The sequence below is a fragment of the Scytonema sp. NUACC21 genome, from assembly GCF_054684315.1.
Genome location: NZ_BAAFZH010000076.1, coordinates 1 through 26356, shown reverse-complemented (window position 1 = coordinate 26356; position 26356 = coordinate 1). Strand labels below are relative to the sequence as shown.

The window sequence follows — 26356 nt, the reverse complement described above, 5'->3', positions numbered from 1 at the left end:
AACCATTAACCACTAACTACTAACCATTGCTAAGAGATCCGATGGATTCATTAACTCATACCGTTCAAAGGGTTGGTGTATCCAGGGGTTGTCGGGTAAGTAATCGACATAGTAATCGGGTGCGATCGCAGAACAAGCTTTGTACCAAATGACACCTGTCCGAATTTCTTCTATGGGGGACTGACTATTTTCTTTTAGCCAAGGGACGCTTTTCTGGAGAGTAATTCCAGAGTCCACTAAATCATCTAATAAAAGAACGTGAGAGCCTAAGTGTTCAGTTGTCATGGTTAAGTGGCGTGAAAATGTGAGATCGCCTCTTTCTTGCTTTCCCGGACCACTGTAAGATGATGTTGCCAAGATAGCTAAGGGCTGGTTATAAATACGGGAGAGAATATCTCCAACCCTCAGTCCCCCTCTAGCAAGACAAACAATCTGGTTGAATTCCCATCCAGACTGGTAAATCTGAGCAGCCAGTTGTTCAATTTTTTGGTGATAATCTGACCAAGAAACGTAAAGGTCTGGCATGTTAGTTAGTGGTTAGTCGTTGGTGGTTAGTCGTTGGTGGCTGGTAGAACAAATGACAAGTGACAAATGATAAATGCCACTTGTACAAATGACTATATGCAACATAGTTGATTTTATTACAAGCTTAAAGATTTATGAACAATTCTGACGCAGGTGCTCATTCGCAACAAACATATGAGAATGAAAAATTAGACTTCAAAACCAAACTTGCTTTTGGTGCAGGTGATTTAGGCCCAGCAGTAACTGCAAATATAAGCATATTTTTTCTGATGGTTTTTTTTACTAATGTTGCTGGTATCTCGGCAGGTTTGGCTGGTAGCATATTGCTGATTGGCAAAATTTGGGATGCAGTCAACGACCCTTTTGTAGGTGTACTCACTGACAGAACGAAATCTCGATGGGGTCGGCGTCTACCGTGGATGTTTTATGGTGCGGTTCCTTTTGGTGTTTTCTTCTTTTTGCAATGGATTGTACCTCGATTTAGTGACAATCCCAATGCTAACCTTTGGGCTTTGTTTTGGTATTACGTACTGATTGGTGTAATATCACAAGTATTTTACACTGTTGTCAATTTGCCATATACGGCAATGACGCCAGAACTGACTCAGGACTATGACGAACGCACTAGCCTTAATAGCTTTCGTTTTGCTTTTTCCATTGGTGGTAGCATTGTGTCCTTGCTCTTTGCAAAAGTTGTTTTCGATAACGTTGCTAACCGTCAGCAGCAATACGCAGTACTAGCAGCCATCTGTGGAATCATTTCAATATTGGGACTGTATTGGTGCATTTGGGGTGTCCGCGATCGCATCATGGCTTTTGAAGCAAAACGCACTTCACAGGAAGAACCCGAATCGTTACCTATTGTAGAACAAATCAAAATTGCTTTTAGCAATCGACCTTTTCTCTTCGTGATTGGTATATACCTTTTTTCCTGGTTAGCCGTACAAATTACAGCAAGCATTATTCCCTACTTTGTTGTTAACTGGATGGGATTGAAAGAATCGGATGTCCCGACAGCACTCATGGGAGTCCAAGGAACCGCCCTTCTGATGCTATTTGTTTGGAGTGCTTTGAGTCAGAAACTTGGGAAAAAAGTTGTTTATTTTATGGGAATGAGTTTTTGGCTGATAGCACAAGCAGGGCTATTTTTCTTACAGCCCAATCAAATCGGCTTAATGTATGTTTTATCAGTTATGGCAGGTGTTGGAGTTTCTACCGCTTATCTCATTCCTTGGTCAATGATGCCAGATGTAATTGAACTGGATGAACTGCAAACCGGACAGCGCCGTGAAGGGGTTTTTTATGGCTTTATGGTTCTGCTGCAAAAGTTTGGTTTGGCACTTGGTTTATTTTTAGTAGGAATATCATTAGAAACATCGGGTTTTAAAGAGGCTGTTGCTGGGCAAAGCGCACTACCCGTACAACCAGAATCAGCGCTTCTTGCCATCCGCATTGCCACTGGTCCTATTCCCGCAATTTGTTTGATTTGCGGTCTAGTTTTAACGTATTTTTATCCAATTACCCGTGAAATTCACGCACAAATTATGCTGCAACTTAAAGAACGGCAAAATCATCAATGATTTTTAGCAAACAATGTCAGTAGAGTAGCCAAATAATGGAGTCAACCGTAGTCAAGCACCATATATTTGTTCACTTTTTCGGCTCCTCTGTAGTCGCTGCTACTAGCAATTGAGGCGTAGCCTCAACCAGTGAGAGCGTAGTGTAGTAGGAACTTTTAGGCAGTCTACCCAAGCCTAGTACAATGAATGTGGGAGTCGCAAACCCGTTCTAGATTCATTGCACACCTGAAACATTACTGTTTTAGGCTTTCCCTTGTACAACGAACTCGAAATACAAGGTTAGTTCTGTGCCGCCATATCGCTTTTAGCCCGATGTTACGTGCGGCGTTTAAGCCCGAATGCCCTAGGTAACCATCAACGGTTCCCACAAAATTTGCGCCACTTTGATAATTCTGGAAATCAAATAAGGTAGTGGGAAACTCGTTACTACGCCAAACTGGATGACCCCAAGGATCGCGCAAAGGAAGTATTTCTAGGATTTACACGTGTAGTCAAAATGCCATAATCTTGATAAGCAATTCGACAAGTTTTTTGGTAAATTCTGGATTTCAACCAGTAAGCTCTTTTTTGGTTGGAACGACGAGAATATTTACCACGTTGTGGTTTGAGATTTCCCAAATGCTCAAAGCTAATTACAGAACAATGCCATTTTTTGGCTAATTCAGCAATTTTTCTGGCATAAGCTTTAGCTGCTTCCATCTCACGATGAGGTAAGCGCCTCCATGCTTTTGAGCAAAAACCTTGATGGATAATTCCCGTTTGTCGCATTTTTAAGGCTATTTGTCCAAGAGATCTCTTCCTACGCTCTGTGTGGCGTTAGGCGGGTGGGGTAGAATTTGCGGATCGTAAGTAATGAGTCGAATATGATATAAATTTATTTCTTTATTTTAGAGATATTGACAAATTGACTTTTTGTTAAGTTACCAATGATGTACGTTAAACTTCATTCCAATACGGTTCTTTGTCATTTGCTAACTGTTAAGTCATGACCGATCTTTCAGTCAAACACCCACAATATTGGGAGCAACGCTATCAAGAAGGAACGACTCGTTGGGATTTGGGACAAGCTCCACCGCCGTTTGTAAGCCTTTTATGTTCAACAGCAGCACCAACTCCAGGACACATAGCTGTATTGGGGTGTGGAAGGGGCTATGATGCTTTGCTATTTGCCGATCGCGGTTTTGAAGTTATCGGATTTGACTTTGCTGATTCGGCAATTACTGAAGCTCTTGCTTTAGCTCAAGCATGGAGAAACGTCAAGGAGAAGAACACTTAGGGCAGTTTCAAGTTCTTAAGTAAGGTTGTTGGTGGGTTTTAGCCCTACCTACTTTAATCTTGGCGTTCTTGGCGACTTGGCGGTTGATACTTGAGCAACTCCTCTCCTTGCTTGTTACGGATATACACACCGCTACCCCATCACAATTATTTCTTAAATTTGTAATGATACTTAATATAAACAGAAATACCACAAGCACTTTAAACTAAATGTCAGCCCCAAGCATAGACGAAATTACCACTCAGTTAGACAGTTCCAACTTACGCGATCGCATGGTAGCCCTTGCGTCTTTGAGGCATATTCCTGCAGAGGATGCAGTCCCTTTGATTAAAAAGGTGTTGGATGACGAATCTATCCAACTTAGGTCAATGGCAATCTTTGCTTTAGGGATTAAGCAAACAGAAGAATGTTACCCTATTTTGATACGAATTCTAGAAAACGATCCAGATTATGGCATTCGTGCTGATGCTGCTGGTGCCTTAGGATACTTGGGCGATCGGAGAGCTGTAGAACCTCTAATGCGGGCATTTTATGAGGATACCGATTGGCTTGTACGGTTTAGTGCAGCCGTAGCTCTTGGTAACCTAAAAGACAAGCGTGCTCGTGATATCCTCATCAAGGCTTTGGATAGTAAGGAAGTTGTCATACAACAAGCAGCGATTTCAGCAATCGGAGAAATCAAAGATGTGGAGTCTGTAGATTTAATTCTGCGCTTCGCCCAATCAGAAGATTGGTTAGTGCGCCAACGCCTTGCTGAAGCCTTGGGTCATCTTCCCAGCCCTAAGAGTGTCTCTGCCTTGAAATACTTAGAGAAAGATAGCCATCCCCACGTTGCTGAAGCCTCAAGGATATCCCTCAAGCGGTTACAAGAAGCGGGCGAGTCTTAATAAAAAATCCGAGATTTTTGATTGGAACAAGTCAAAGCAAAATATAAGCTGTAACCGCTCATATACGTAGATACACGCAGATAGAAAAGAAAATTATCTGCGTCCATCTGCATCTGTCAGCGGTTCAAAATCTAAAAATCGATTAACTTTCACACCTCCTGCTACCTTTAAAGAAGTGGGAAGAATCAGGATTTTGAGGAAAGGTAGTTTCTTTCATGGATATAAAAGAGTTTTTTGAATTGAGCGCTGGTAAATGGTTTTCCCACCGTACCAGTCACCATTTGGCATTTAAGCAATCAGAAGACGGCAAATCAGAAATCGTTATTGAATCGCTGGCAAAAGATCATCCCGAGGTGGTCAAATTGTGCCAACACAACGATATCGATCCCAGCAATGCTTCCTGTGGTGCTAGAGTGACTTGGAATTGACCAATGACCAATGACCAATGACAAATGACCAATGACCAATGACAAATGACAAATATTTATGTTTTTAGACCAAAAGATTATTCTCGATTTGCTTGGTGGTGCTTTAGTTACACTACAGATTACTGCGCTTTCTGTTGTTTTAGGCACAATTGCTGGTTCCTTAATTGGAATAGCAAGACTGTCGCCAATTGTTCCCATACGCTGGATATCTCGCGCATATATTGATTTCTTTCGGGGTACGCCCTTGCTAGTGCAAATTTTTATGATTTACTTTGGTTTACCCGCACTAGCTCAAAACTTTGGCATACCTTTGCGTTTCGATCGCTTAGTCGCTGCTGTGATAGCTCTCAGCTTCAATTCTGCGGCGTATATAGCTGAAATTGTTCGTGCTGGTATTCAATCTATCGAACCAGGACAAGCAGAAGCAGCAAGTTCCTTGGGAATGAGTGGATTTCAGACAATGCGTTACATTATATTTCCCCAAGCCATGCGTCGCATGATCCCACCATTAGGAAATGAATTCATCACCTTACTGAAGGATACCAGCCTTGTCGCAGTTATAGGCTTTGAGGAACTGTTTAGGCGGGGTCAGTTAATTGTGGCTGATACTTACCGTGCTTTCGAGGTTTACACTATCGTTGCCATTATTTATCTAGTTCTAACCTTGGCTTCATCCCAATTTTTCTCTTTCTTAGAAGTTTGGACAGCCCCAGTCAAGCGTCAGAAACTTAATCGTGCAAAAGCAAGTTAAGCTAGCAAGGGGGAAATTCGCTTTTCCCCTGCCAGCAGGGATTAAAGCACCATTATTTATTTATGCGTAGAATAGAAAACATTTATTTCGAGGCGGGTAAGCGCGAGAAAGAATACGTCCTTGTTCCAGAGCAACTACATTTATGTATGGGGTTCTCCCCTCTGCCCCCAGCACAGACCTGCCCCTTGTCCTCTTCGGTGTGATATTTTTTAAAATTATAAAGGTCCACCATCGGGATACATTACTGCCAGCCGTTTTTTACGGAGTTCGACTGTTTCTAGATAGATTTCTTCAATTTGTTGAAATACGTCGTCAGAAATACCGAGTTTCTTTGCTGCTCTGAGTACTATAGCCCGTTCTTTTTCACTATATTCTCCATCAGCACAACAAGCTTGTATTGCATCATAAATTAGGAAACGTCGTGATTCATCGACTGAAGAATGTCCACTAACGACTGTCTCGATATCTTCATCAGTCTTGTAAACTTTGAGTTTTTCAATGATTGCAGGGTTGCAATTGTAGGCATAGGCATATCCAATCACCCAATCTCTTTCTTCATCTGCTAGTGTTCCATCACCACTAGCACAAATAAGCAGCGATTTGTAATAAGATTCATAAGCTATGTCTACTGGAAGCTGTTTAAAACCAAATTTTTCCTTAAATAACCACAAAGTGCCTAATCTGTTCTCTTCGTCTTGAGTATTGCTAGCCATCTTTGTTTTATATCTATATCGTTGTAATTTACAATTTAGATTATTGCAGATTACAGCATGATTTTTGCATATTCACGGTTTTTGAAAGTATAGAAATAGCTAATGTTTTCAAGAATAAACAGGAGTTGAGCATCCGTGAGATGGCGATCGCACAGATGAGGGAGATCCAGATAATAAAATGCCCAGTCGTCGCTTTCGCCCATAGGGCGAAAGCGCCCCAGCCCTCGGCTTTGCCAACAATATTAGTCTTATTGAAAACAAAATGTAAAATATAGTGTTCTTGTGTCAGCTACGATCGTATAGAGTAAAATCTCGATCTAGCCAAATAACATAGAACACTGCTCTATCTCGATATCCAACCATTGCTTTTTTTCCATGAAAACGGAAAGCAATGAGATTCGCGTCTTCTTTGAGAAATTTAGGTATATTTACTTTTAAACAATGCCTTGGAATTCTCTCATAACCGAGACTATGCCTATCATCTGACTGTATTTTTGCCCAAGTAAACTTGCTTAATTTATGGATTTTACGAGCAAAGGTAGCTTGGTCATTTGTTTCGCATTTTGTTAAGCAGTAATCTCCGTCAAGATAATGCAAGGAAAAAATGGGGTTCTGCTGCTCTGGAGGTTTTTCTATAACCTCCTGAGGAGAATTTATTTTTTTTCCTTTTTCTCTTGCAGGAGATTTTATTTTCTTATTACTCATCCCCGTCGTTGACAATTTGAGTCTTGAAATATTCTTTCAGAGACTGGTGCGTAATGATACTATTTCCCGCACGTGCTTCCAGCCAAGGCAATTCATTATGCGTCATGTTACGAAGTTTCCATCCCCTTTCGGGGCGAGGGAAGTGTAAAGTTTCTGTAAAGAGTGGCAAGAAGCAGGATTTAAGAATAGTTTCCATCCCCTTTCGGGGCGAGTGACGTGTAAAGTCCGACGTTGACGCGACTTTGACGGAGGACGTATTGAGTTTCCATCCCCTTTCGGGGCGAGGGAAGTGTAAAGTACACCAGGGCGGATGCCTCCATCCTAGCGCTGGTAGAGTTTCCATCCCCTTTCGGGGCGAGGGACGTGTAAAGAATTACTGCAAGCTTAATCTTGCTGGAATGTACCATTGTGTTTCCATCCCCTTTCGGGGCGAGGGACGTGTAAAGGTGGATCTCTCCTTCGAGTTCTTGCGGAGAAACAATTGTTTCCATCCCCTTTCGGGGCGAGGGACGTGTAAAGTATATGAAAAAAATCGATCCGGATTTCGATTTCAGGAAAGTTTCCATCCCCTTTCGGGGCGAGGGACGTGTAAAGTCTTCTTGTCGGCTCCATAATCCTGGCATGGTTTGAAGTTTCCATCCCCTTTCGGGGCGAGGGACGTGTAAAGAGTTCACTTCTAGAAACCTTACTACAAGCGAGTTTCAGACCCCTCAATCGACGCACCTCTAAAAAACTATCAAAAATTTTCCCAAAATGGTCAATTTTGCAGCCTGAAAGTCTTACAGCGTAAGCCATCGACACACCTTAACGAAGTTATGAGGTTTTCAAGGATCGGGCGAGGTGCGTCGATTTGAATTAACACACTTAGGCTGAAGTATATGATGTGTGGATTGAGAAAGTAAAAAATGACACAAAATGTAATCTTTCTTCCCCCACTGGTGCGATTCAGTAGCCAGAAGGAGAGGTTAGGCGGGGTAAAAATCGTGTGCAACTTCAGAGAAAATTATTATAAATTGGTGTGAGGAAAAAATGTCTAAATTGTTCTGGAACACACTTGGTATTGGTCTTGCTGTTCTGGGTCATGGGCTATTGCCGACAAAAATAACTCTTGCAGGCGAACAAAATACAGGAGCGGAGCAAAAAACAGATATATCACAATTTACGCTTTCTACAGAACAAGTCAAAAAAACTTCACAAGATACTTCCTTAGGAATCCAAATTATTCCCGTTTCCCATCCCAATTTGCAATCGCAAATAGTAGATGGTAGCTTACAAGATAGCGACAAGCAGGAAAAGACGCGATCGCTTGCTCAAGTCACATCAGTTTCCCAGCTATCAGATGTTCAACCTACAGATTGGGCATTTACTGCTTTGCAATCCTTGGTAGAACGTTATGACTGTATTGAAGGGTATCCAAACAGCACCTATAGAGGTAACCGCGCCATCACCCGATATGAATTTGCAGCTGGTGTCAATGCTTGTCTTGAGCGAGTGAACGAACTGATTGCAACAAATACCAGCGACTTGGTGACAAAAGAAGATTTAACAACATTACAAAAATTACAAGAAGACTTTGCAGCGGAACTAGCAAGTTTGCGCGGTAGGGTAGACGCATTAGAAGCAGTCACCGCCAAACTGGAATCACAGCAGTTTTCGACAACAACCAAACTCAACGGAGAAGTTATTACTTATCTGGCTGATGCTTTTGGAGACGATGCTAGCGAAGTCAACAATACAGCGTTCTTTTACCGCGCCCGCTTGAATTTTGATACCAGCTTTTCAGGTAGCGATCGCTTGCGTGTTAGGCTACAAGCAAGTAATTTCAGCCTCCTCAACGCTGGCAGACCAAACATTACAAACACCAGAGGTGGTGGTTACGGCGCACCTCAACGATATGCCTCTACCTTTGCCAATGCCTTTTCCGATGAAACGCGTCTGTTAGCGTCTTTCGCCTCTGAAAGCGACAACAATAGCGATATCTTACTTCATGACTTGAGCTATAACTTCCCTGTCGGGGATCGGCTGAACTTTTATATTGCAGCTGGGATCACAGATCCAACTTACTTAGGTGCAGACCCCATTAGCCCATTCAGCGATTTTGCCACAGGCTCAATCTCCAACTTTGCTAACTCTAACCCCGTTTTATATCCAATGGGACAAAGAGCAGGAGCTGGATTGAGCTTTAAAATAACAGATGCACTTGTTTTATCTGGTGGATACGTGGGGCAAGATACAAACAGCACGGGTGGTCCAAATTTACCAGGTGCAAGTTCGGGTATCTTCAATGGAGGCTACACTGCCTTTGGTCAGCTGACTCTTTACGGGGGTAACCTGACTGCTGGCTTAGTATACTTGAACACTTATACACCGCAATTTGGGATTGATACCCTTGCAGGTAGCAATGCAGCTAAAGTCAGTACAGGAACTTTTAATACCAGTGGTATAGATGACCGAGTCTCTGCGAACCACTATGGCTTTATAACTAATTATAAAGTGAGCGATCGCTTTCAAATAGGAGGCTGGGTAGGGTATTCTAATGCACGACTTTTAGGTGTGGATGCAGATGGAAACCGCACCGGGAACAGAGGAGATGTGCAAGTGCTCAACTATGCAGTCACCTTGGCTTTTCCCGACTTGGGGGCAAAAGGTAATTTGGGTGGAATCGTCTTTGGTATGCAGCCTAAAGTTGTAGATACCAGTAACTCGCGAGTAGCCCAAGCCATTGGATTGCCAGATGGGAACCGATCCGACCGCGATACAGGGTTCCACATTGAGGCATTTTATAGATTCCAGATAAACGACAACGTTTCTATCACACCTGGAATTTTCTGGTTAACAGCGCCCAACCACGACAATCGTAACCCCGATGCCATTATTGGCGTTTTAAGGACTAGCTTTGTGTTCTAATGATTGCTATTTGCAACTGCATTGCAATTCTTTTGTGGTGGGCATCCCGCCCGCCTCACCTACAAAAACTGTTTTCCCATCACCGCTAAAGCAACCCCCATCATCACAACCAGCGTCACCTTACCACCAGGAACAAGGGGTTGAGCCATACTGTTTGAGCCCTCCGACTCTTGGCGTTGCTTCCAACTCATTAACGCAGGAACAATTCCCCCTAAAACTGAAACACTAAACGTTCCAACATAATCCAGAGCAGTGAGGAAGATATTGGGATTGAGTGCTGATAGACTCAAAGGGGGCAAAAGAATTAGAGAGTAAAGGGGCAAACGCTTGGAGGGGTCATTGGGTGACACAGATGAAATATCTTTGAAAAAATCCAGCAACCCATAAACAAATCCAATGAATGATGTTGCGATCGCGAACTCTGAAAAAATGGAGATAAGCACGCCCAACCATTCTCCCGCACCCCCAGAGCGAAGAATTTCGAGTGGGTCAAAAGTTTTGCTCCCAGAAGCAATCTGAATTGTATCTATACTGACACTTCCCAAAATGACTGCATTCCATGCCAAGAACATCACAAGGGGAATAGCAGAACCAATGATGATAGACTGACGAACTTTGCGGGCATCTCCTTCAAGCTGACCCACGATTGTTGGAATAACATTATGGTAGAACAACGCTACAAACATAACAGAGATAGCAGGAGGAAGTGCTCTCCAATCCTGAAAGAAGAAAGAAGATGTTTCAAGGTGGGTTGACCCTAAAAATAATAATCCCGCAAATGAAATAAGAACAATCGCGACAAAAGCGCTATTTAACTTCTCAATAAACTTTTCTCTCCCAAGATACATGATGCCTCCAAAGAGGAGAGTAAACGCTGTAGTTCCTACCCATGCAGGCAAAACGTTTTGCATACCCCAAACTTTTTCTACTGCGGATAGCAAAATATTTCCACCTTGGGCAACATACGCCACAAGCAAAGCGTAGTGCAAGAAAAGATAAGCCCCACCAGCAATTCTTGCTCCCAACGAACCTAGGGTACTCTCAACCATCACCAACAGACCCAAACTCGGACGCCCCACACGACGCATCGTGTTTAAAGTCACTTCCGCAATCAAAAGACCCGAAACCAAAGCATAAAGCCAAACAGCGATGAGCAGGACTGTAGATGGGACTACACCAGAAGGCAAAGTCACCGCAGGTAGAGCAAGAATACCAGCACCGATAGTTGTTCCAGCAACAAGGGCGGTGCTTCCCAAAACGCTACCCGGTTGATGACTCAGCTTATTTCCGTAGAGTTCGAGATTGGAAAACAATCGAGTTGCTTCTGGAATGTCCGACTTCAGAACCATCTTCATGGGAATTTAGCTGCAATATACGTTTCTGCAAAACAATATCTAAATTTATGTAACATATTGTAGCAAAATGGTTCGTAGTTGCGCTTTAGCGCCAGATACTCACTCAAAAAAGCTGCCAACAAGTATCATTTCTGCATGGTGGGCAGTGCCCACCCTACAACTACAACTAAAGTGGTGTTAACCAATAAATAACTCCTCCAACAACTTTATTTTGAAAACCGAACTCAACTAACTTCTCTGGCGTCAAACCCAAATAAGTCCAGTGAGGTGTATCTCTTTCTACAGTCCGAAACCAGCCATTTAAATTTAAAACCTGTTCCTGCAAAGCATTAGTGGCACCTAAATCGATCGCCAATCCCCAAAGATGTTGCGACGATCCCGGTGGTGCAACAACACCAAGAATATTTGTTTCCTCACCTTTTTGCACGCGTTCTAAAGTTTTGTTGTTAGCGTACTTTTGCCAAAACCTCAAATTTGTTGCAAAACTGCGGGTACAATCACTCGCACCATAACCGGATTTTAGAGGAATTGGCACTTCTGCTCTCGATCTATTTAAAGCGTCTGCTGCTGATTTTTGTAGGTAGCAGTTATTGGTATTATTCACTTTACCCATGTTTAGGGAAGATTGAAATTGTTTTGTTTCTTGTTCGTTGCTAAATACGACTTTTGGCGGAAGTTTAATTCCTGTCTGTTGATTTATGAATGCAGCACCGTAAGCACGTAACAAGGTGTACTCATATGTGTTGGGATTGGGGAGAGTTGGCAAGTTGTATGTCACTAATGCTAAAAAGCGCTCTCTTTCAGGCAGGCTGAGATTGGGAGTGGGTGGAGTAATGACAGAAAGAGATACCGTTGGTTGAGGCATATCTGTACAGGGCGGTTTTTGCTCTCCAGAACTATTTGTTGAAGGAGCGATCGCGCAACCTTGTGTTTGTCGAAGGCTCGCACTCCGATCGCGGGTAACCCCATGACTGGTAACTAGAGTGAAAGCTATCATGACAATCAGAGCAACAAAAGCTAGTTTCTTGATAATTCGTTGCATTTAAAATAATCTTTTATTTAATTAAATATAAAATATGTAATACCATTTCACATCGATCGTGATACATATAAATCTTTTAGAGACGCGCCATGGCGCTTCTCTACAACTTGTATCATCTTTTTCGTGAAACCGTGCAACTACGCTTTTTACCATATTCTAATTAAAACTCATTGTCATAAACATAAAACTTATACCAGTTCTCCATGAAGATGTACTTAATTTTAAAATGAACCGCCAAGACGCCAAGAACACCAAGAAGCGAAATTTAATCATTTATTGCCAGTTTATAGAGAATTAGTATTAGACTGTTTTATAGCTAAAAAATAAATTAAATTGATAATTCTGATTTGATTTTATTACAAAAAATTATAAATTCTTGAAAGCTTGGTAAATCCTCAGTTTTTTCTTGAGTTTTTCTCAACAATTGCTCTAAGTAGTGTTTCTTTAGCACATCACCGGGATTGTTTTTGGAATCAGCAATATTTTTGGCTCTAAAAACTTCTTTTAAATATGCCTCATGAAATTGAGCATGAGTATTAAATCCCTGATATTTAGCCATAAGCTCTGGGCAATTAGCTGAAATATCATAATAACGCGTATATTCTAACAATGGGCTACTTTGGGGATTTTTTAGATAAATTTTTCTATTGCCTAAAAACCAGGTTTCTATACAGCGATTTTGTATAATGATTGCAAGCTTAGTATTTCCTGTTTGAATCTTATCAGCCTGTAAAAAATCATAAATTTCTTGTTTCAAATCATTTCCAGTATTCTCTTCTGCATCTAAACAAATCGCCATATAATTATATTTACCATTGCTACGAATATCTTCAATAGCATTAGGAAGATGTTCGTAAATAATTGAAGGATAGCCTTCTGCACTAAATAGGTAGTAATTGTTTTTATCTACCTCGTCATAACTTTGAACTCGTTGTAGTTCTGGAAGTAAATAACTCAGCCAAGCAGGATAAACTTTTCTCTCAGTTTTTTTGCCTTCGACAAGAAAATAGATATTCATCCTACTGCTATCCCTTCCTTATACGCATCAAGATTAATTAACTGTACAAAGGCTTGATGCTTGGATTTTCCTAAGTTAAAATCCTTTGCGTTTCTAGCTGTTACCACACCTTTTCGACGAGTTACTATCTTCCAATGCGCCATTTCAATATTATTAATAACATATGGATGATGGCTTGTAAGTATAAACTGTATATTTCTATTTCTTAATAATATATCTGTAACAACATCAATACAATTTACCCCCGAACTATTTTCAAATTCATCAATCAATATTACAGTCCCCTCTGCAGATAAGTAAAGTTCACTAATATGCAAAAGTGTCCTAAACATGCCTGAAGAAATTTGATTTTGATTAATCCAATGATTTACCCCTTTTTCTTTTATATGGATGAATGGATATTCCGCTAAAAATCTGGAAAAATCATCTTCATTATCATCCGGTTCTATTTTGATATCTTCTACCTGAACAAAGATGTCTATAAAAGTCTCTTTGATTTTAGTAAAAACCTCTGGAAGATACTTATAAGCTATTGCTAACTTTGTCTGAGGTTGTAAATTCATTTCTTGAATTTCTTCCAAGGAATAAGAAGCATTTTTAGCTAGTGATGCATAAATACTAATGGAAGCTGCATTGATAGATTTAGCTATAACTATTGACTGTTCGCTATAAATAACTTTATTAAAACCCTTTTTGATTGGAGCAATATCTTCTTCTTCACTCAAGATTTCAACTATGCTTTTAAAAGATGATAATTTTGGCAATTTATTACCACGAAATATTATCTCGTTACTACTTCTTTCTACAATTTTTTCATTATTTTGATACAGTTCTTCTCGAATAATTTTAAAATTCTCCTTTTCCGATCTATCATCTTCTATAATCAAAGAAGTTACCTTTTTGTTTTCAAATTCTCCTTTCCACTGATAATTATAATTTTGAACTGTAAAATTTATGTCCCATTCTATGCCATTTAATGATTTGCCCATAGCTATTTTTCGCAAATTCATAATAGATTCTAAAATTTGAGTTTTTCCAACTCCAGAAGCACCAACTAAAAGAGTTAAGTTGGAAAATTCAATAGGTTCAAATTCCCATTCTAATTCACGATCGTGGTACGTAATTTTATTTATTCTCATTCCTACTCCTATTGAAATTAGCTAGAATTAGAGTATTGACTTAATATTGATATTAAACGAAGCTTTACAAGTTTTGTTATTTTTTTATAAAAAAATATAAATCGACTTAAAATAATAATATATTTTATTAGAATTTATTTTTAAAAAGATATTATCAAATTAAGCAAAAGCACAATGCATAGTACAAAATTCCTCAGCCATTCAAACAACTTCTTTTAAATCTCTTTTTTGAGAGTATAGCAACTTATAGAATCGGAATTTTAAGATAAACCCGTATCAATCAACAGAATGGGCGATCGCAGTTAGAATAAGTATGAGTTCTTGCTGCTTTGTTTAGACCATGACCCTGCCCACTTGTGTTGAATTCCAAGACGCTTTTGATGTTATTGTTGTCGGTGCCGGACACTCCGGTTGTGAAGCAGCCCTTGCTACCGCACGTTTGGGCTGTCGTACCCTGCTGTTGACACTTAACTTGGATAAAATTGCTTGGCAACCCTGTAACCCAGCAGTTGGTGGTCCTGCGAAATCCCAGCTGACCCATGAAGTAGATGCCCTTGGTGGGGAAATTGGCAAAATGGCAGACCGTACATACCTGCAAAAGCGCATTCTTAACTCTTCGCGTGGACCTGCGGTTTGGGCATTACGCGCCCAGACGGATAAAAGAGAATACGCAGCACTCATGAAGGGGATCGTTGAGAATCAGGAAAACATGGTAATTCGCGAAGGCATGGCTACAGATTTAGTGCTTGGCGCTAACGATGAAATTGTCGGCGTTCAGACTTACTTTGGTGTAGCCTTCCAGTGCAAAGCAGTTATCTTGACAACAGGCACATTTTTGGGAGGAAGGATTTGGGTTGGCAATAAATCGATGGCGGCGGGACGTGCGGGAGAATTCGCAGCAGAAGGTTTGACAGAAACCCTCAATCGCCTGGGATTTGAAACAGGACGATTGAAAACAGGGACTCCTGCACGAGTGGATAAGCGCTCGGTAGATTTTAGTAAGATGGCACCCCAACCTGGAGATGAAGACGTTCGGTGGTTCAGCTTTGACCCACAGGCATGGATAGAACGGGAACAGGTACCCTGTCATATTACCCGCACTACGCCAGAAACCCATCGCTTGATTCGGGAAAATTTGCACCTGTCCCCAGTTTATGGTGGGTGGGTTGATGCCAAAGGACCGCGTTATTGTCCCAGTATTGAAGATAAAATCGGGGGTTCCCAGAGTTGAGCGAACTTCGGGGTGGGGTAGAATTTGTGTATCGTAAGTAATGAGTCGAACATGATATAAAGGGCAGACAAAAGTTAACTCTAAGAAACATTAAGTTGCACTGTTTTTTGAAGAAGCAAGGGGGAATTGGGTGCGTTGCAACGAGGGAGAAAATAATATGAAGAATGTTCTGTCACTAAGTTAATTCTTAAGTTTCACATCTTTATGATGAAAACTTAAAGTGACCTTAAGCCCCGTGGTGAGGGTGGACAAATCACCGTGTTAGTAAGTGCAGGTATATGGAAAGAGATTTGTGACCTTAAGGGCAATGCAAAAAAGGATGACTCCCTGTTCGTCTCAGAAAAGAGCACCTATCTTTGCCCAAGTATGGTCTTTCATATGGTGAAAAATGCAGCAACGCGTGCTGGAATCGAAGGTGATGTTAGCTCACACTGGCTCAGCTAAGAATTTCAAATGTGTTCATTATACACCTTAGTATGCCAGGTAGTTCTATGTGTCTACAATCAAAGACTGTAGCGATAACTGCATTGTCTGGGGCGGTACACTGAAGCTGAATTGCTTTAGTCGAGAAAACCAACCGCTTGCACGAGTTCGCTGCCGTGCATTGCTCAATCCTTACTGCCCTCAGACGAGGGTACTTCTGCCTTCTTAACAAATCTGATTTTATCTACAGTTTTAATTCAATTTATTGAAATCAAAGTCCTTAACTTACCTTCATGGACGAAACTTGGGATGATTTGTAGGATTAATTCATTAAAGAAATTTCGGAGGAGCACGCTGAGCAAAATGCTTTATAACCATTTTTTCTAAGCTTTTGAAGTAAGAAATACTAAAGAGAATTAGAAGTCAAATATGATTATTCTCTTTACACAAAGACTGTTTAAACTAACTGTTGATATCTGCGATGTTTATATCTCGCTATTGAGGGTTTCTACATGACTTCCGTCTAAACTCTTCAAACTAGTGTTTTGATGATTTCGTGTCTATTAGGCTGAAACGAAAACTGTTGAGAAAAATTAAAGAGCGATTATGCAAACAGAGAATTTGGCTATTAAAAACTACGAGCGCACAAAATCAAAAGATTCGATAACAAAGTCTCTTCTTGACTTGTTTCGAGAGCAAGCCCAGGCTCAGCCCAACAAAGTAGCTGTTGTTTGTGATGATGAATGTTTAACTTACCAGGAGCTTGCTGAAATCAGTTCGCGTTTGGGTGTGTATCTTTTGCATCTTGGTGTTGCTGTTGATGAATGTGTAGGTATCTTCGTTGAACCTTCGCTGGAGTTAATTGTTGGAACTTGGGGCATACTGTTCTCGGGTAGCGCTTATTTACCGTTATCACCAGAGTATCCCGAAGAACGATTGAGATATATGGTCGAGGATGCAGGTGTTAAAATTGTATTTACACAGGAAAAGTTGCGGGGTAGATTGGCGGAATTGGTGCCCTCAGGTACCCGAATTGTTACTCTCGAAGAGGCGAAAGAGTTTGAGCTTCCATACGGTATCCTTGAACAGGAAAAACTTTACCAGCGATCGCATTCAGAAAACTTAGCTTATGTCATTTATACTTCTGGAAGTTCGGGAAAGCCGAAGGGCGTGATGATCGAACACCGCAGTATTATCAACCAGATGAATTGGATGCGAACTGTTTGCAAGTTGGATCGAACTAAGGTTGTTCTGCAAAAAACACCCATAAGTTTTGATGCAGCACAATGGGAAGTTCTTGCGTCCTCTTGTGGCAGTAAAATTATTATGAGCCGTTCTGGGGATTATAAAGATCCTGAAAGATTAATTGACACTATTATCCGACATGGTGTAACCACTCTGCAATGTGTTCCAACACTGTTACAAGCGCTGCTCGACACGGACACATTTCATAATTGCAAATCACTCACGCAGATATTTAGTGGTGGCGAGGCGCTATCAAAAAAACTTGCACTTCAATGTATTGAAGCGCTGCCAAATTGCGACTTAATTAATCTCTATGGACCGACGGAATGCACTATCAATGCCTCCGCCTTTATGGTTGATAAAAATACCATAGCTGATTGCTCTAATACAATCCCGATTGGTACTCCCGTTCACAACACTCAGTATTACATTCTCAATAGCAGTCAATCGCTAGCAGCGGTTGGGGAAATCGGTGAGTTATATATTGGCGGTGTTCAGCTTGCACGCGGATATATTAATCGACCAGACTTAAATCAAGAAAAGTTTGTCAATAACTGGTTTTCAACAAATTCTGAAAGTACCAAACTGTACCGGACTGGCGACTTGGTTTATTGGAATGCAAACGGTACTGTTCAATTTGCTGGTCGCTCAGACAATCAGGTAAAACTTAGAGGCTTTCGGGTTGAGCTTGACGAAATAAAGCAGATAATTGAGACGCATGATTGGGTTAAGAATGCAGCTGTCTTAGTTAAAAAAAATTCCCGTACCGGATACTCTGATTTGGTTGCTTGTATTGAATTGAGCCCAAAGGAAGCTGCTTTGATGGATCAAGGGAACCACGGAGAGCACCATCAGTCGAAGGCAAATAAGCTTCAAGTTAAAGTTCAGGTGTCCAATCCCGGATTAAGGAATACTGACGATAACAGTAACGAGATAGCGATCGATCTTCCTGGTAAAACACCAACTCAAGAACACCGGCAATTAGCGTTTGCTCGGAAATCCTACCGTTTATTTGAGGGAGGTGCTGTTCACAAAGCTGATATTCTCCAGATACTGGATAGACAAATTACTGATGGCAAGACCTACAGCTTGGTTAATTCTCATGATTTGGATACGTTAAGCTTCACAGAATTAGGTCAAATATTAAGATATTTCGGGCAATTCCATAGTGACGAGCGTTTATTGCCTAAATACGCTTATGCATCACCAGGTGCATTGTATGCAACGCAAATGTACCTCGAATTGGTTAATGTAGCTGCTTTGAAGCCCGGTTACTATTATTACCACCCACTACACCATCAATTAATACTAGTAAATGAAATAGATGATGCAGAAAAGGCACGAATAAAGATACACTTTATTGGGAAGAAAAAAGCTATTGAGCTAGTTTATAAAAACAATATTCAAGAGGTACTTGAAATTGAAACCGGTCATATGTTGGGTTTGTTTGACGAAATTCTTCCAGCATATAAGCTTAGTATCTCCGATAGCGATCGCACGCCAGATGTAAAGGATAAGGTGGGATGTTCAGGGGAGGACTATTATTATCTAGGGACTTTTGCCCTGGTGCCTGAGATTGGGTTATTGTCGCCGGATTCTGTTGATATTTATGTGCAAAGTCATCCTGGAAAAATTGCCGACCTTCCTGCAGGTCAATATAAATACAAAGATGGTCGCTTGGAAAAAATCTCAGATGACCTCATCTTAAAGAAGCATGTAATAGCTATCAATCAGCGAACTTACGAACAAGCAAGTTTTGGAATCACAATGATTGGTAGAAGCAGCGATACATGGGCGAACTATATTGCTCTTGGCAGAAAGCTGCAATATCTGCAGATGAACGATCGAAATCTTGGTTTATTGTCTTCGGGATACAGTTCTGAGACTGGTAACGATCTTCCTGCAGCAAAGCGGATAACAAAGATACTAAGCGCTAGTCATGAAGAACCAGGTCCTTCTTACTTTTGTGTTGGTGGCCGCGTGAGCCATGAGCAGTTAATCAGCGAGGGGATGAAGGAAGACGCCGTTCAGATGAAAGGTCCTGCAGAGTTGCTGAAAGATGACCTACGCAACTTTTTGCCTGATTACATGATGCCTAACAAGATCGTAATAATGAACGAGTTACCTCGTACTGCCAATGGTAAGATTGACGTTAAAGCATTGCTCGTGTCGGACAAAGTGAATATCGAAATAGCCGAACGGCCCATCATCTCACCTCGTACAAATACCGAACAGCACATAGGGGAGATTTGGAAGAAGGCAATGAAGTGGGATTCTGTCTCGGTGCAAGATGATTTTTTTGAATCCGGCGGAAACTCACTTATTGCGGTGGGAATGATCAACAAAATTAATAAAGAGCTTCATTGTACCTTACCTTTGCATACTATCTTTGAAGCTCCAACCATTGAGAAGTTGGCTCGTAAGGTTGACGGTGATGACCTTGAACCTTCTTCGCGTCTAGTACGCTTATCTTCTACGGGAGTAAAGAATCCCGTCTATTGCTGGCCGGGACTTGGTGGCTATCCAATGAATTTGAAGTTACTGGCAGAAAAAGTAAATATCAATCGACCTTTTTACGGTGTTCAGGCGTATGGAATTAACCAAGGAGAGAAACCATTTTCCTCGGTTAGTGAAATGGCTGCAGAAGACATTAAGGAAATAAAACGTATTCAACCAGTTGGACCTTATACGCTTTGGGGATATTCTTTTGGAGCACGAGTTGCTTTTGAAGCTGCCTACCAGCTCGAGCAGTCCGGTGAGCAGGTGGAAAATCTCTTTTTGATTGCTCCGGGGTCGCCAAAGGTTCGATTTGAGAACAAAGTTATTCGTGATTATCAACCTGTATTTGGCAATAAAGCTTACGTGTCAATTCTTTTCTCGGTTTTTGCACGCAGTATCACCGACCCTGCACTGGAGGAGTGTTTGAAGGTGGCAAAGGATGAAGACAGTTTCGCATCATTCATTTGCTCAAGGTATAAAAACCTTGATTTGGAACTAGTAAAACGCATAATTAAAATTGTACATCAGACATATGAAGTGAAGTACACATTCCACGAACTGGCCCAGAGGCAGATTGCCGCGCCTCTAACTATTTTTAAGGCAAATGGTGATGATTACTCGTTTATTGAGAGCCGGTGTGGGTATGCTAAAAAGGTTCCGACGGTCATAAACCTCGAAGTCGATCACTACAGTATGCTCAAACCGACAGGCATTGGCGAATTGGCAGATGCAATTAATACAGTAGATTCCAACTAAGTGCGGTAAGGATTGTGGAACAGGTGAAACGCCTGTTCTACAAGACAAATTGCTCCCCGTTCGCTTCTTGTCGATCTATAAACTTATATCTTAACTTCCGGTTATTACATAGATTCTTGATTTACCAGCATTTAAAATATACAAAATCTTCTTAATAGTTTTTTGTTGAGTTTTTGGAGTGAGATTTTATGAGCCCCAGAAGTATTTACTTGATGGCAGCGCTGGTCGGTGGCGCTGTTTTACCCGTTCAGGTTGCTCTTAACGCTTTTTTAAAACGTTATGTTGGTCAGCCAATGCAAGTTACATTTATTTCATATCTTGCTGGTACTATTGCATCACTTACTATTTGTTTTCTTGCTCGTTATTCACTTCCTACTTGGGCTTCGCTGTCTCAAACGTCATGGTGGATGTGGATAGGAGGCTGTTTGGGAACTTTGTATGTTTGGTCAACTATTTTTGCAACACCTAAAATTGGGGCAGCATTGACATTGGCGCTTACAATTGCAGGTCAAATGATTGCAGCACTTTTTTTAGATCATTTTGGTGTCATTGGTCTTACTAAGTATCCAGCTACTCCATTACGCATAGCAGGAGTCGTTTTCGTTATTATTGGGGTTTCTTTGGTTGCTGCTAAAAAATGAACATGGTATGTACTTTGTGCAAAAACGTAAAATATTTTAGAGTTGAAATAAATCTATGACGGCAGTTACAGCTCGCTTGCGAAACATCTTGCTGACATCTTTGTCACCTATTATCTGGGGAACGACATATGCGGTGACTACGGAATTCTTGCCACCTAATCACCCGTTGTTAGTGGCTGCATTGCGATCGCTACCTATTGGTATTTTGTTAACTATAGGGTTGAGACAACTGCCTAAAGGTATTTGGTGGTGGCGCATTTTGATATTGGGCATTTTGAATATCGGACTTTTTCAGGCGCTGTTGTTTGTAGCTGCTTATCGTCTTCCGGGGGGAGTTGCAGCGACGGCGGGTTCTATTCAACCGTTGTTAGTCGTGCTGTTTTCATGGCTAATGTTGAGTGAAAAACCATCTAAGCTATCTATTTTGGCTGCGGCGGTCGGCTTTCTTGGTGTTGGGTTGTTGGTTCTTGACCCTAATGCGCGTCTTGATGGTGTTGGCATTTTTGCTGCGCTAGCTGGAGCGGTCACGATGGGATTGGGAACTGTATTAGTTAAACGGTGGAAACGTCCAGTGTCTCTACTTGTTTTTACAGCATGGCAGTTAGCGGTTGGCGGAATTGTTTTACTACCGATTGCTTTGGCGATCGAAGGTTCGTTCACTCATCTCTCAAGAATCAATTTATTGGGCTTTATTTACCTAGGTCTAATTGGTACTGGGCTTGCTTATGCCCTTTGGTTCCGAGGAATTGATAAACTTAAACCTACATCTGTTTCATATCTAGGGTTGCTAAGCCCTGTTATTGCAACCATTGTTGGATATGTTTTTCTACAACAGACATTCACGTTAGTTCAGCTAATTGGGGTAGTAATTGTATTGATGAGTATTTTAATTGGGCAGGGAAGCAGTTCATCAGACCGACGTTCTAAAGTATATGCCAAAAGAGTTTAGATAAATGAAAAGTGAGTTTTGAATAAATTCAGAGGAAGAACAAGTTTTCAACTCAGAAAACGACTCCTACCCGTGTAATATACGGCAATTCATAAACACCCAACGTCTTTCCAGTTTCACGGCGGTAGTTTGCCCGTTGTGTGGCTGTCTCTATTTCTCTTTAACATTGTGAAACTTCTCAAGCTTATTTCGATTCACCCAACGATTGATAAATTCGTTGTTTTTGCGTACCTTGATTTGTACTTGCTTGTCGCCTAATTTAACAACTTCAGCAGGTATTTTGTGGATATCGGCAAAGTCTGCACGAGCTTTGTAAAGCCAAATGACTTTCTGTCCAACTTCAAACTCATCGGGATTGTTAACTAAGGAAGAAGAAGTTTTTGCCCAAGAAGGGAAAGCAATAACTAAGTTAAGCACAAGTACTAAGACCACTAAAGATATTCGGAAAAGCTTCATGTTTTTTAATGATTACAGACTTTGAGTTTTGAATTTAGCATTTTGAAGGGTTTTGATAAGTCCCATTAAACTCAAGCAAATAACCATCAAGGTAATTGGAGTCAGTGAGGCACTATCTAAGATAATAAACACACCTAAGCCAATCAATACAAAAGGCACAAGATTGTTGCCGTAGCGGCTTAGGATATTGGTGATTGCAGGTCTACAGGTAAGTTTGTATGTGAGAGCGCACCAAACCCCGACCAGTAACAAGAAGACTCCAATGATTACCAGCAAATTAGGAAGGGCAGAGTGAGCAAACAATGGCATATAGATACCGACATTGTCACTGCCATTAGCGATGGTAATAGCCGCGACACTATAAGTTTGGGGAGAAAGAAAACTAGAAAAGGCAGAAGAACGAGACAATTCTGTTTCTGACTCGGTTTGAGATGATGAATCGCTTTCAGGGTTCAGCAGACGGTTTATCCCAATGGTGATAGGTACTAAACCTAGCAACCCAATCCAATGGGATGGCACTACTAAGCCTCCGAGAAAACCAATTAAGCTGGCAATTACTAGAGTACAGAAGCCCAAGTACTGACCAATTACGATGTGCCGACGGCGGAAAGTCGCATTTACCTGGGAGAATAACAGCGTCAGTATAATCAAATCATCCAAGTTTGTGGCTGTAAAAGCTGCGATACCGGTGGGAATGGCTGTAACGAGTGAGTGCATTTTTCTTTCTCCTCAATCTTCTGACTAGCGATGTCCGAGCTCGCTTTGGTTTATATCTGCAAATGCTTGTGTTTACCAGATGTCTTTCAATGTACGCTGACCAAACTATAAGAGCAAATACTCTTTGTTTTCAAAACGATAGATTAAAGTGATTGTTCAGCAAAAATTTCTCAAATCAGTGCTATGAGGGCTAGCACTTCACAATCAGCATTTGCTAATGATATTCATTGTCAAAAAGTCCATCAATTTGTAAACCAATGGTTTACAGGCACGGAAATGTAAACCATTGGTTTACACCACTGTCTGATTTTTCTCAGCAAACTACTGTCACTAAACTCAAGCCCTGTAATGCTTATCAAACTAAGGGAGTAATGGGGAGTAGGAAAATGATAATTTTTATCTGTCAAAAGTAAGAAGATAATAATTGTATTGACTGTAACACTGAAACTTAATGTTTCGCATCATGTTAAATCATCTGCCTCCACTCAAAACTAGGGGAGGCTATTTTTTTAATTTGTTCGCAAATCAAATTAAATTTATCTATCACAAGTAGGAAGTAGGCAGGTGTAAGAATCACCACACTTGAAATTAACATTTTCTTTTGAAGTGTTTCACTCAATCTATCAAGGCTTGAACAAATTTTAGGAGGAGAGAGTTATGCAGAATGATAAGGATTTGACTTCCTCTAAAACCGAAATAACCTTGCAACAGGGAGATTCTGGTGCTGCTGTAACTCAATTGAAGGAGCTGCTAAATGCTCAGGGTTCTACACTGCCTACAGATAGTATTTTTGACACAGCAACTCTTTCAGCAGTCATCTCATTTCAACAGAAGCATGGATTGCCTGTCAATGGAGTTATTGATTCCCAAACTTGGACGGTTCTGCAAAAGGTTGCAAGCTCGTAAAAACGTAGTTTTTCAATAACTCATAAAGATGTTAACCCTAGGTAAGGATTCTTGCCTAGGGTTACTAATTTAATTTTTTACGCACAATGGCTCCATGAGGGTCACTCAAGTTTTTTGAGCTATCCCCACTCACAATCATGGTTGGCAAAACATTTGTTAATTTACCGCTCTTCTTATCAGGAGACAGGGTAATAATTCCCAATCCAGGACAACTTCCCTCTGCTGCATGTGCTACAGATTGTGGATGTGGACCCCGTAAAGCAACATAAATTTTATTACTGGCTAAAGACACATCGGCCAAATCGGGGGTTGGATCGTTTTCGTGCATTGTTCCTAAAGTAGTTCCACACGCTCCAGATGTTGTCAAGCTGTATGTTCCTTCATGGCGAAAATAGAGATTATCCCAAGGAGCATTTACCTTAAATACTTCGACATTATTGCGTATGCGATCGAACTGGTGCAGGTATTTACTATTGTTTGAACTTAAAGTGTTGACGATGACCATTCCATGTGCATCTCGATTGTTGCCCGGTATAATCTTGCCATTATCAGAATCCGTCCAGACAGCAATTGGCAAGGGCTGATTGGGTTGATTATAGCTTGGTGCTAGAGGATAGTCTTGGGTAAATCGATAGACTGTAAATTCTGAAACATCTGGAGCAGAGGTTCCAGTATTTAGCATCATAAATCCATCAGCGGATTGACCTCCACAACCCGCAGCACGAACTACATTCGCATCATATTCAGCGACTATTTTCATTGGTGCTGTCGTGATATCAACTACAAACATCCCGCCACCGCCTAAAGTCACGTAGCTATGCTTGCTATTGTCAGAAATAATTGGACAAATTACCGTATTGGTTGGGCGGATTCCTGAGCTTTGTTTGGGCTTTCCATTGGGAGTCTCGGAAGGCTGTCCGTCTGCCACGTTTCCAGTTATAGTACAGTTAATGTTATCATTTGGATTGATATCTACAGCAATAGGTTGAGCAGAGACTCTTCCCGTTCCGCCAATCATATCAAGACTGGCATCAGCATTATAGTTAAATACCGTGACTTCTCCCACAACATTTTTTTGAATATCCACTCGCTCTAGCATTCGCCCATTCTGGTTAGCGATGATGATTTTTGTCCCGTCTGGAGACACTGTAGACATATGATTCTGTCTACCAGTACTAGTTTGAGTAGTACGAAAGAGACACACAGCTTGTTTTGTTTCCCCATCTACAATTCCCAAGTGTCCTGAAGCTACAAAATTTAGCGTCATATATTTGTTATCTGGAGTTGGGATAATCCCGTGAATTCTGTTGACATGAGACCCTGTAGTTGCTAACGCATTTGGGAATAAGTCAGTGACTACATCCAATACCAACGGATTGTTCACTGGTGGGTTTTGTTCTAAGTCTGCGCTATCATAAATCCTGACTTTGCCACCATACTCTCCGTTCGGAGTTGCTGCTGTAATTCCCTGGGTATTGCCTTGATCGCTTAACCAAACTTCATACCCTGAATCACCTGCATAGGCATCTGCTGAAAATAACATTAAGCTTAAACCTATCGTGTAAGTGATAAATTTTTTCATAAAATCTAGTATTTGAAATTTTAGGTATAAATATTTTATCAATCTATCCGTAATTTCAACGTTATTTATGTAAATTGTTGTGTATGTATAAATATGACAAGTTAAGAAACAACGACGCAAAACCTAATGCGCTCGCCAAAGAATAGCTGAATTTTTCTTATAGTTTACAGGTACAAGAATGTAAACCAATGGTTTACTTGAGGTTTATGCTAAGCTGTCATATATTTAGCGTTACATACTGACTCGTGAAGAGCGTCCTTTGTCATTTGATGGTGTCAAGGCGTGGCTGCCACTAGAAATACATCCACTGTAAGGAATAATTACAATTTTTGTATATCTCGTCACTTTTTGCTCAAATAGTAAAAAATCTCTTTTAGTCACGACTATTAGAAGCGCGAAAAGCTGCGGAGCAAAGCCGTCGCGAATATTGAAAAGTCTACTATTGGGAGCCTAATTCAAATTAGACTCTCAAATTCTGAATTGAAAAGGATAGAAAAATGGTTCAAAGTTTAAAAAAAGCTAACTATACAACTAGCGACCTAGATAGACTCGCGCAAGAGCTAAACCGAGACGGAATTTGTGTAATTCGCGGTCTATTTGACAAAAAACTGATTGAAGAGTGGGC

General features: G+C 40.9%; 21 protein-coding genes and 3 pseudogenes. 11 read left to right on the top strand and 13 right to left on the bottom strand.

Annotated elements, in window-relative coordinates:
- Nucleotides 1–12: 12 nt before the first annotated feature.
- Nucleotides 13–525, bottom strand: coding sequence for a phosphoribosyltransferase (locus ACYRY3_RS15705; RefSeq protein ID WP_460202574.1), 513 nt, complete (start codon nt 523–525; stop codon nt 13–15).
- 134 nt (nt 526–659) lie between these two features.
- On the opposite strand from ACYRY3_RS15705, the gene ACYRY3_RS15700 reads away from it, so the two are divergent.
- Nucleotides 660–2105 carry an MFS transporter gene (locus ACYRY3_RS15700; protein WP_460202573.1) on the top strand — a complete coding sequence of 482 codons (1446 nt, stop codon included), beginning with the start codon at nt 660–662 and terminating at the stop codon, nt 2103–2105.
- Between the two features lie 426 nt (nt 2106–2531).
- Here ACYRY3_RS15700 and ACYRY3_RS15695 read toward each other — a convergent pair whose 3' ends face one another.
- A complete protein-coding gene (locus ACYRY3_RS15695; protein WP_460202572.1) occupies nt 2532–2873 on the bottom strand; it encodes a hypothetical protein in 342 nt (113 codons plus the stop codon).
- 217 nt (nt 2874–3090) lie between these two features.
- Here ACYRY3_RS15695 and ACYRY3_RS15690 point away from each other — a divergent pair, with 217 nt between their 5' ends.
- The 4 genes and pseudogenes from ACYRY3_RS15690 to ACYRY3_RS15675 form a co-directional block, all read left to right on the top strand.
- Nucleotides 3091–3381, top strand: coding sequence for a hypothetical protein (locus tag ACYRY3_RS15690; protein WP_460202571.1), 291 nt, complete (start codon nt 3091–3093; stop codon nt 3379–3381).
- A gap of 209 nt (nt 3382–3590) precedes the next feature.
- Nucleotides 3591–4268, top strand: coding sequence for a HEAT repeat domain-containing protein (locus tag ACYRY3_RS15685; RefSeq protein ID WP_460202570.1), 678 nt, complete (start codon nt 3591–3593; stop codon nt 4266–4268).
- A gap of 215 nt (nt 4269–4483) precedes the next feature.
- A pseudogene (locus ACYRY3_RS15680) lies at nt 4484–4693 on the top strand (phycobiliprotein lyase); the annotation flags it as partial.
- Between the two features lie 91 nt (nt 4694–4784).
- Nucleotides 4785–5447 (top strand): annotated as a pseudogene (locus tag ACYRY3_RS15675) (amino acid ABC transporter permease); the annotation flags it as partial.
- A 215-nt stretch (nt 5448–5662) separates the two neighbouring features.
- Here the strand turns inward: ACYRY3_RS15675 and ACYRY3_RS15670 are convergent.
- From ACYRY3_RS15670 to ACYRY3_RS15655, 4 genes are all read right to left on the bottom strand, one after another.
- Nucleotides 5663–6160 carry a TerB family tellurite resistance protein gene (locus ACYRY3_RS15670; protein WP_460202569.1) on the bottom strand — a complete coding sequence of 166 codons (498 nt, stop codon included), beginning with the start codon at nt 6158–6160 and terminating at the stop codon, nt 5663–5665.
- A 50-nt stretch (nt 6161–6210) separates the two neighbouring features.
- Nucleotides 6211–6363, bottom strand: a complete 153-nt coding sequence (locus ACYRY3_RS15665; RefSeq protein ID WP_460202568.1) for a hypothetical protein — start codon at nt 6361–6363, stop codon at nt 6211–6213.
- A gap of 82 nt (nt 6364–6445) precedes the next feature.
- Complete coding sequence (locus ACYRY3_RS15660; protein WP_460202567.1) at nt 6446–6865, bottom strand: hypothetical protein; 420 nt, start codon at nt 6863–6865, stop codon at nt 6446–6448.
- Nucleotides 6858–7061, bottom strand: a complete 204-nt coding sequence (locus ACYRY3_RS15655) for a hypothetical protein (protein ID WP_460202566.1) — start codon at nt 7059–7061, stop codon at nt 6858–6860. Before ACYRY3_RS15655 ends, ACYRY3_RS15660 begins: the two co-directional genes overlap by 8 nt.
- An 833-nt stretch (nt 7062–7894) precedes the next feature.
- Here ACYRY3_RS15655 and ACYRY3_RS15650 point away from each other — a divergent pair.
- Nucleotides 7895–9772, top strand: a complete 1878-nt coding sequence (locus ACYRY3_RS15650) for an iron uptake porin (RefSeq protein WP_460202565.1) — start codon at nt 7895–7897, stop codon at nt 9770–9772.
- 59 nt (nt 9773–9831) lie between these two features.
- On the opposite strand, the gene ACYRY3_RS15645 is transcribed toward ACYRY3_RS15650, so the two are convergent.
- From ACYRY3_RS15645 to ACYRY3_RS15630, 4 genes are all read right to left on the bottom strand, one after another.
- Complete coding sequence (locus ACYRY3_RS15645; RefSeq protein WP_460202564.1) at nt 9832–11127, bottom strand: amino acid permease; 1296 nt, start codon at nt 11125–11127, stop codon at nt 9832–9834.
- 166 nt (nt 11128–11293) lie between these two features.
- Nucleotides 11294–12169 (bottom strand): D-alanyl-D-alanine carboxypeptidase family protein, encoded by an 876-nt coding sequence (locus ACYRY3_RS15640; RefSeq protein ID WP_460202563.1) that lies wholly within the window; start codon nt 12167–12169, stop codon nt 11294–11296.
- A gap of 328 nt (nt 12170–12497) precedes the next feature.
- Nucleotides 12498–13187 (bottom strand): hypothetical protein, encoded by a 690-nt coding sequence (locus tag ACYRY3_RS15635; RefSeq protein ID WP_460202562.1) that lies wholly within the window; start codon nt 13185–13187, stop codon nt 12498–12500.
- Nucleotides 13184–14326: an AAA family ATPase gene (locus ACYRY3_RS15630; RefSeq protein ID WP_460202561.1), complete on the bottom strand. Its 1143-nt coding sequence runs from the start codon at nt 14324–14326 to the stop codon at nt 13184–13186. The genes ACYRY3_RS15635 and ACYRY3_RS15630 overlap by 4 nt, the downstream gene beginning before the upstream one ends.
- A gap of 340 nt (nt 14327–14666) precedes the next feature.
- Here ACYRY3_RS15630 and ACYRY3_RS15625 point away from each other — a divergent pair.
- The 4 genes and pseudogenes from ACYRY3_RS15625 to ACYRY3_RS15610 form a co-directional block, all read left to right on the top strand.
- A pseudogene (locus ACYRY3_RS15625) lies at nt 14667–15539 on the top strand (FAD-dependent oxidoreductase); the annotation flags it as partial.
- A 1062-nt stretch (nt 15540–16601) separates the two neighbouring features.
- Nucleotides 16602–20480 carry an amino acid adenylation domain-containing protein gene (locus ACYRY3_RS15620; RefSeq protein ID WP_460202560.1) on the top strand — a complete coding sequence of 1293 codons (3879 nt, stop codon included), beginning with the start codon at nt 16602–16604 and terminating at the stop codon, nt 20478–20480.
- Between the two features lie 188 nt (nt 20481–20668).
- Nucleotides 20669–21121 carry a DMT family transporter gene (locus ACYRY3_RS15615; protein ID WP_460202559.1) on the top strand — a complete coding sequence of 151 codons (453 nt, stop codon included), beginning with the start codon at nt 20669–20671 and terminating at the stop codon, nt 21119–21121.
- A 55-nt stretch (nt 21122–21176) separates the two neighbouring features.
- Nucleotides 21177–22070: a DMT family transporter gene (locus ACYRY3_RS15610; protein WP_460202558.1), complete on the top strand. Its 894-nt coding sequence runs from the start codon at nt 21177–21179 to the stop codon at nt 22068–22070.
- A 150-nt stretch (nt 22071–22220) separates the two neighbouring features.
- Here ACYRY3_RS15610 and ACYRY3_RS15605 read toward each other — a convergent pair whose 3' ends face one another.
- Together ACYRY3_RS15605 and ACYRY3_RS15600 are read right to left on the bottom strand one after the other, a co-directional pair.
- A complete protein-coding gene (locus tag ACYRY3_RS15605; protein WP_460202557.1) occupies nt 22221–22526 on the bottom strand; it encodes a hypothetical protein in 306 nt (101 codons plus the stop codon).
- A gap of 12 nt (nt 22527–22538) precedes the next feature.
- Nucleotides 22539–23243: a cadmium resistance transporter gene (locus ACYRY3_RS15600; RefSeq protein ID WP_460202556.1), complete on the bottom strand. Its 705-nt coding sequence runs from the start codon at nt 23241–23243 to the stop codon at nt 22539–22541.
- 657 nt (nt 23244–23900) lie between these two features.
- Between ACYRY3_RS15600 and ACYRY3_RS15595 the strand changes: the two genes are divergently transcribed.
- Nucleotides 23901–24149 carry a peptidoglycan-binding domain-containing protein gene (locus ACYRY3_RS15595; RefSeq protein ID WP_460202555.1) on the top strand — a complete coding sequence of 83 codons (249 nt, stop codon included), beginning with the start codon at nt 23901–23903 and terminating at the stop codon, nt 24147–24149.
- 64 nt (nt 24150–24213) lie between these two features.
- On the opposite strand, the gene ACYRY3_RS15590 is transcribed toward ACYRY3_RS15595, so the two are convergent.
- Entirely contained in the window at nt 24214–25731 is a 1518-nt protein-coding gene (locus ACYRY3_RS15590; RefSeq protein WP_460202554.1) for a YncE family protein, read from the bottom strand.
- Between the last annotated feature and the right edge of the window lie 625 nt (nt 25732–26356).

Bases quoted from the DNA above. Each gene is read 5' to 3' on its own strand.
- ACYRY3_RS15705 (WP_460202574.1), bottom strand. From the start codon at position 525: ATGCCAGACCTTTACGTTTCTTGGTCAGATTATCACCAAAAAATTGAA.
- ACYRY3_RS15700 (WP_460202573.1), top strand. From the start codon at position 660: ATGAACAATTCTGACGCAGGTGCTCATTCGCAACAAACATATGAGAAT.
- ACYRY3_RS15695 (WP_460202572.1), bottom strand. From the start codon at position 2,873: ATGCGACAAACGGGAATTATCCATCAAGGTTTTTGCTCAAAAGCATGG.
- ACYRY3_RS15690 (WP_460202571.1), top strand. From the start codon at position 3,091: ATGACCGATCTTTCAGTCAAACACCCACAATATTGGGAGCAACGCTAT.
- ACYRY3_RS15685 (WP_460202570.1), top strand. From the start codon at position 3,591: ATGTCAGCCCCAAGCATAGACGAAATTACCACTCAGTTAGACAGTTCC.
- ACYRY3_RS15670 (WP_460202569.1), bottom strand. From the start codon at position 6,160: ATGGCTAGCAATACTCAAGACGAAGAGAACAGATTAGGCACTTTGTGG.
- ACYRY3_RS15665 (WP_460202568.1), bottom strand. From the start codon at position 6,363: ATGGGCGAAAGCGACGACTGGGCATTTTATTATCTGGATCTCCCTCAT.
- ACYRY3_RS15660 (WP_460202567.1), bottom strand. From the start codon at position 6,865: ATGAGTAATAAGAAAATAAAATCTCCTGCAAGAGAAAAAGGAAAAAAA.
- ACYRY3_RS15655 (WP_460202566.1), bottom strand. From the start codon at position 7,061: ATGGAAACTATTCTTAAATCCTGCTTCTTGCCACTCTTTACAGAAACT.
- ACYRY3_RS15650 (WP_460202565.1), top strand. From the start codon at position 7,895: ATGTCTAAATTGTTCTGGAACACACTTGGTATTGGTCTTGCTGTTCTG.
- ACYRY3_RS15645 (WP_460202564.1), bottom strand. From the start codon at position 11,127: ATGAAGATGGTTCTGAAGTCGGACATTCCAGAAGCAACTCGATTGTTT.
- ACYRY3_RS15640 (WP_460202563.1), bottom strand. From the start codon at position 12,169: ATGCAACGAATTATCAAGAAACTAGCTTTTGTTGCTCTGATTGTCATG.
- ACYRY3_RS15635 (WP_460202562.1), bottom strand. From the start codon at position 13,187: ATGAATATCTATTTTCTTGTCGAAGGCAAAAAAACTGAGAGAAAAGTT.
- ACYRY3_RS15630 (WP_460202561.1), bottom strand. From the start codon at position 14,326: ATGAGAATAAATAAAATTACGTACCACGATCGTGAATTAGAATGGGAA.
- ACYRY3_RS15615 (WP_460202559.1), top strand. From the start codon at position 20,669: ATGAGCCCCAGAAGTATTTACTTGATGGCAGCGCTGGTCGGTGGCGCT.
- ACYRY3_RS15610 (WP_460202558.1), top strand. From the start codon at position 21,177: ATGACGGCAGTTACAGCTCGCTTGCGAAACATCTTGCTGACATCTTTG.
- ACYRY3_RS15605 (WP_460202557.1), bottom strand. From the start codon at position 22,526: ATGAAGCTTTTCCGAATATCTTTAGTGGTCTTAGTACTTGTGCTTAAC.
- ACYRY3_RS15600 (WP_460202556.1), bottom strand. From the start codon at position 23,243: ATGCACTCACTCGTTACAGCCATTCCCACCGGTATCGCAGCTTTTACA.
- ACYRY3_RS15595 (WP_460202555.1), top strand. From the start codon at position 23,901: ATGCAGAATGATAAGGATTTGACTTCCTCTAAAACCGAAATAACCTTG.
- ACYRY3_RS15590 (WP_460202554.1), bottom strand. From the start codon at position 25,731: ATGAAAAAATTTATCACTTACACGATAGGTTTAAGCTTAATGTTATTT.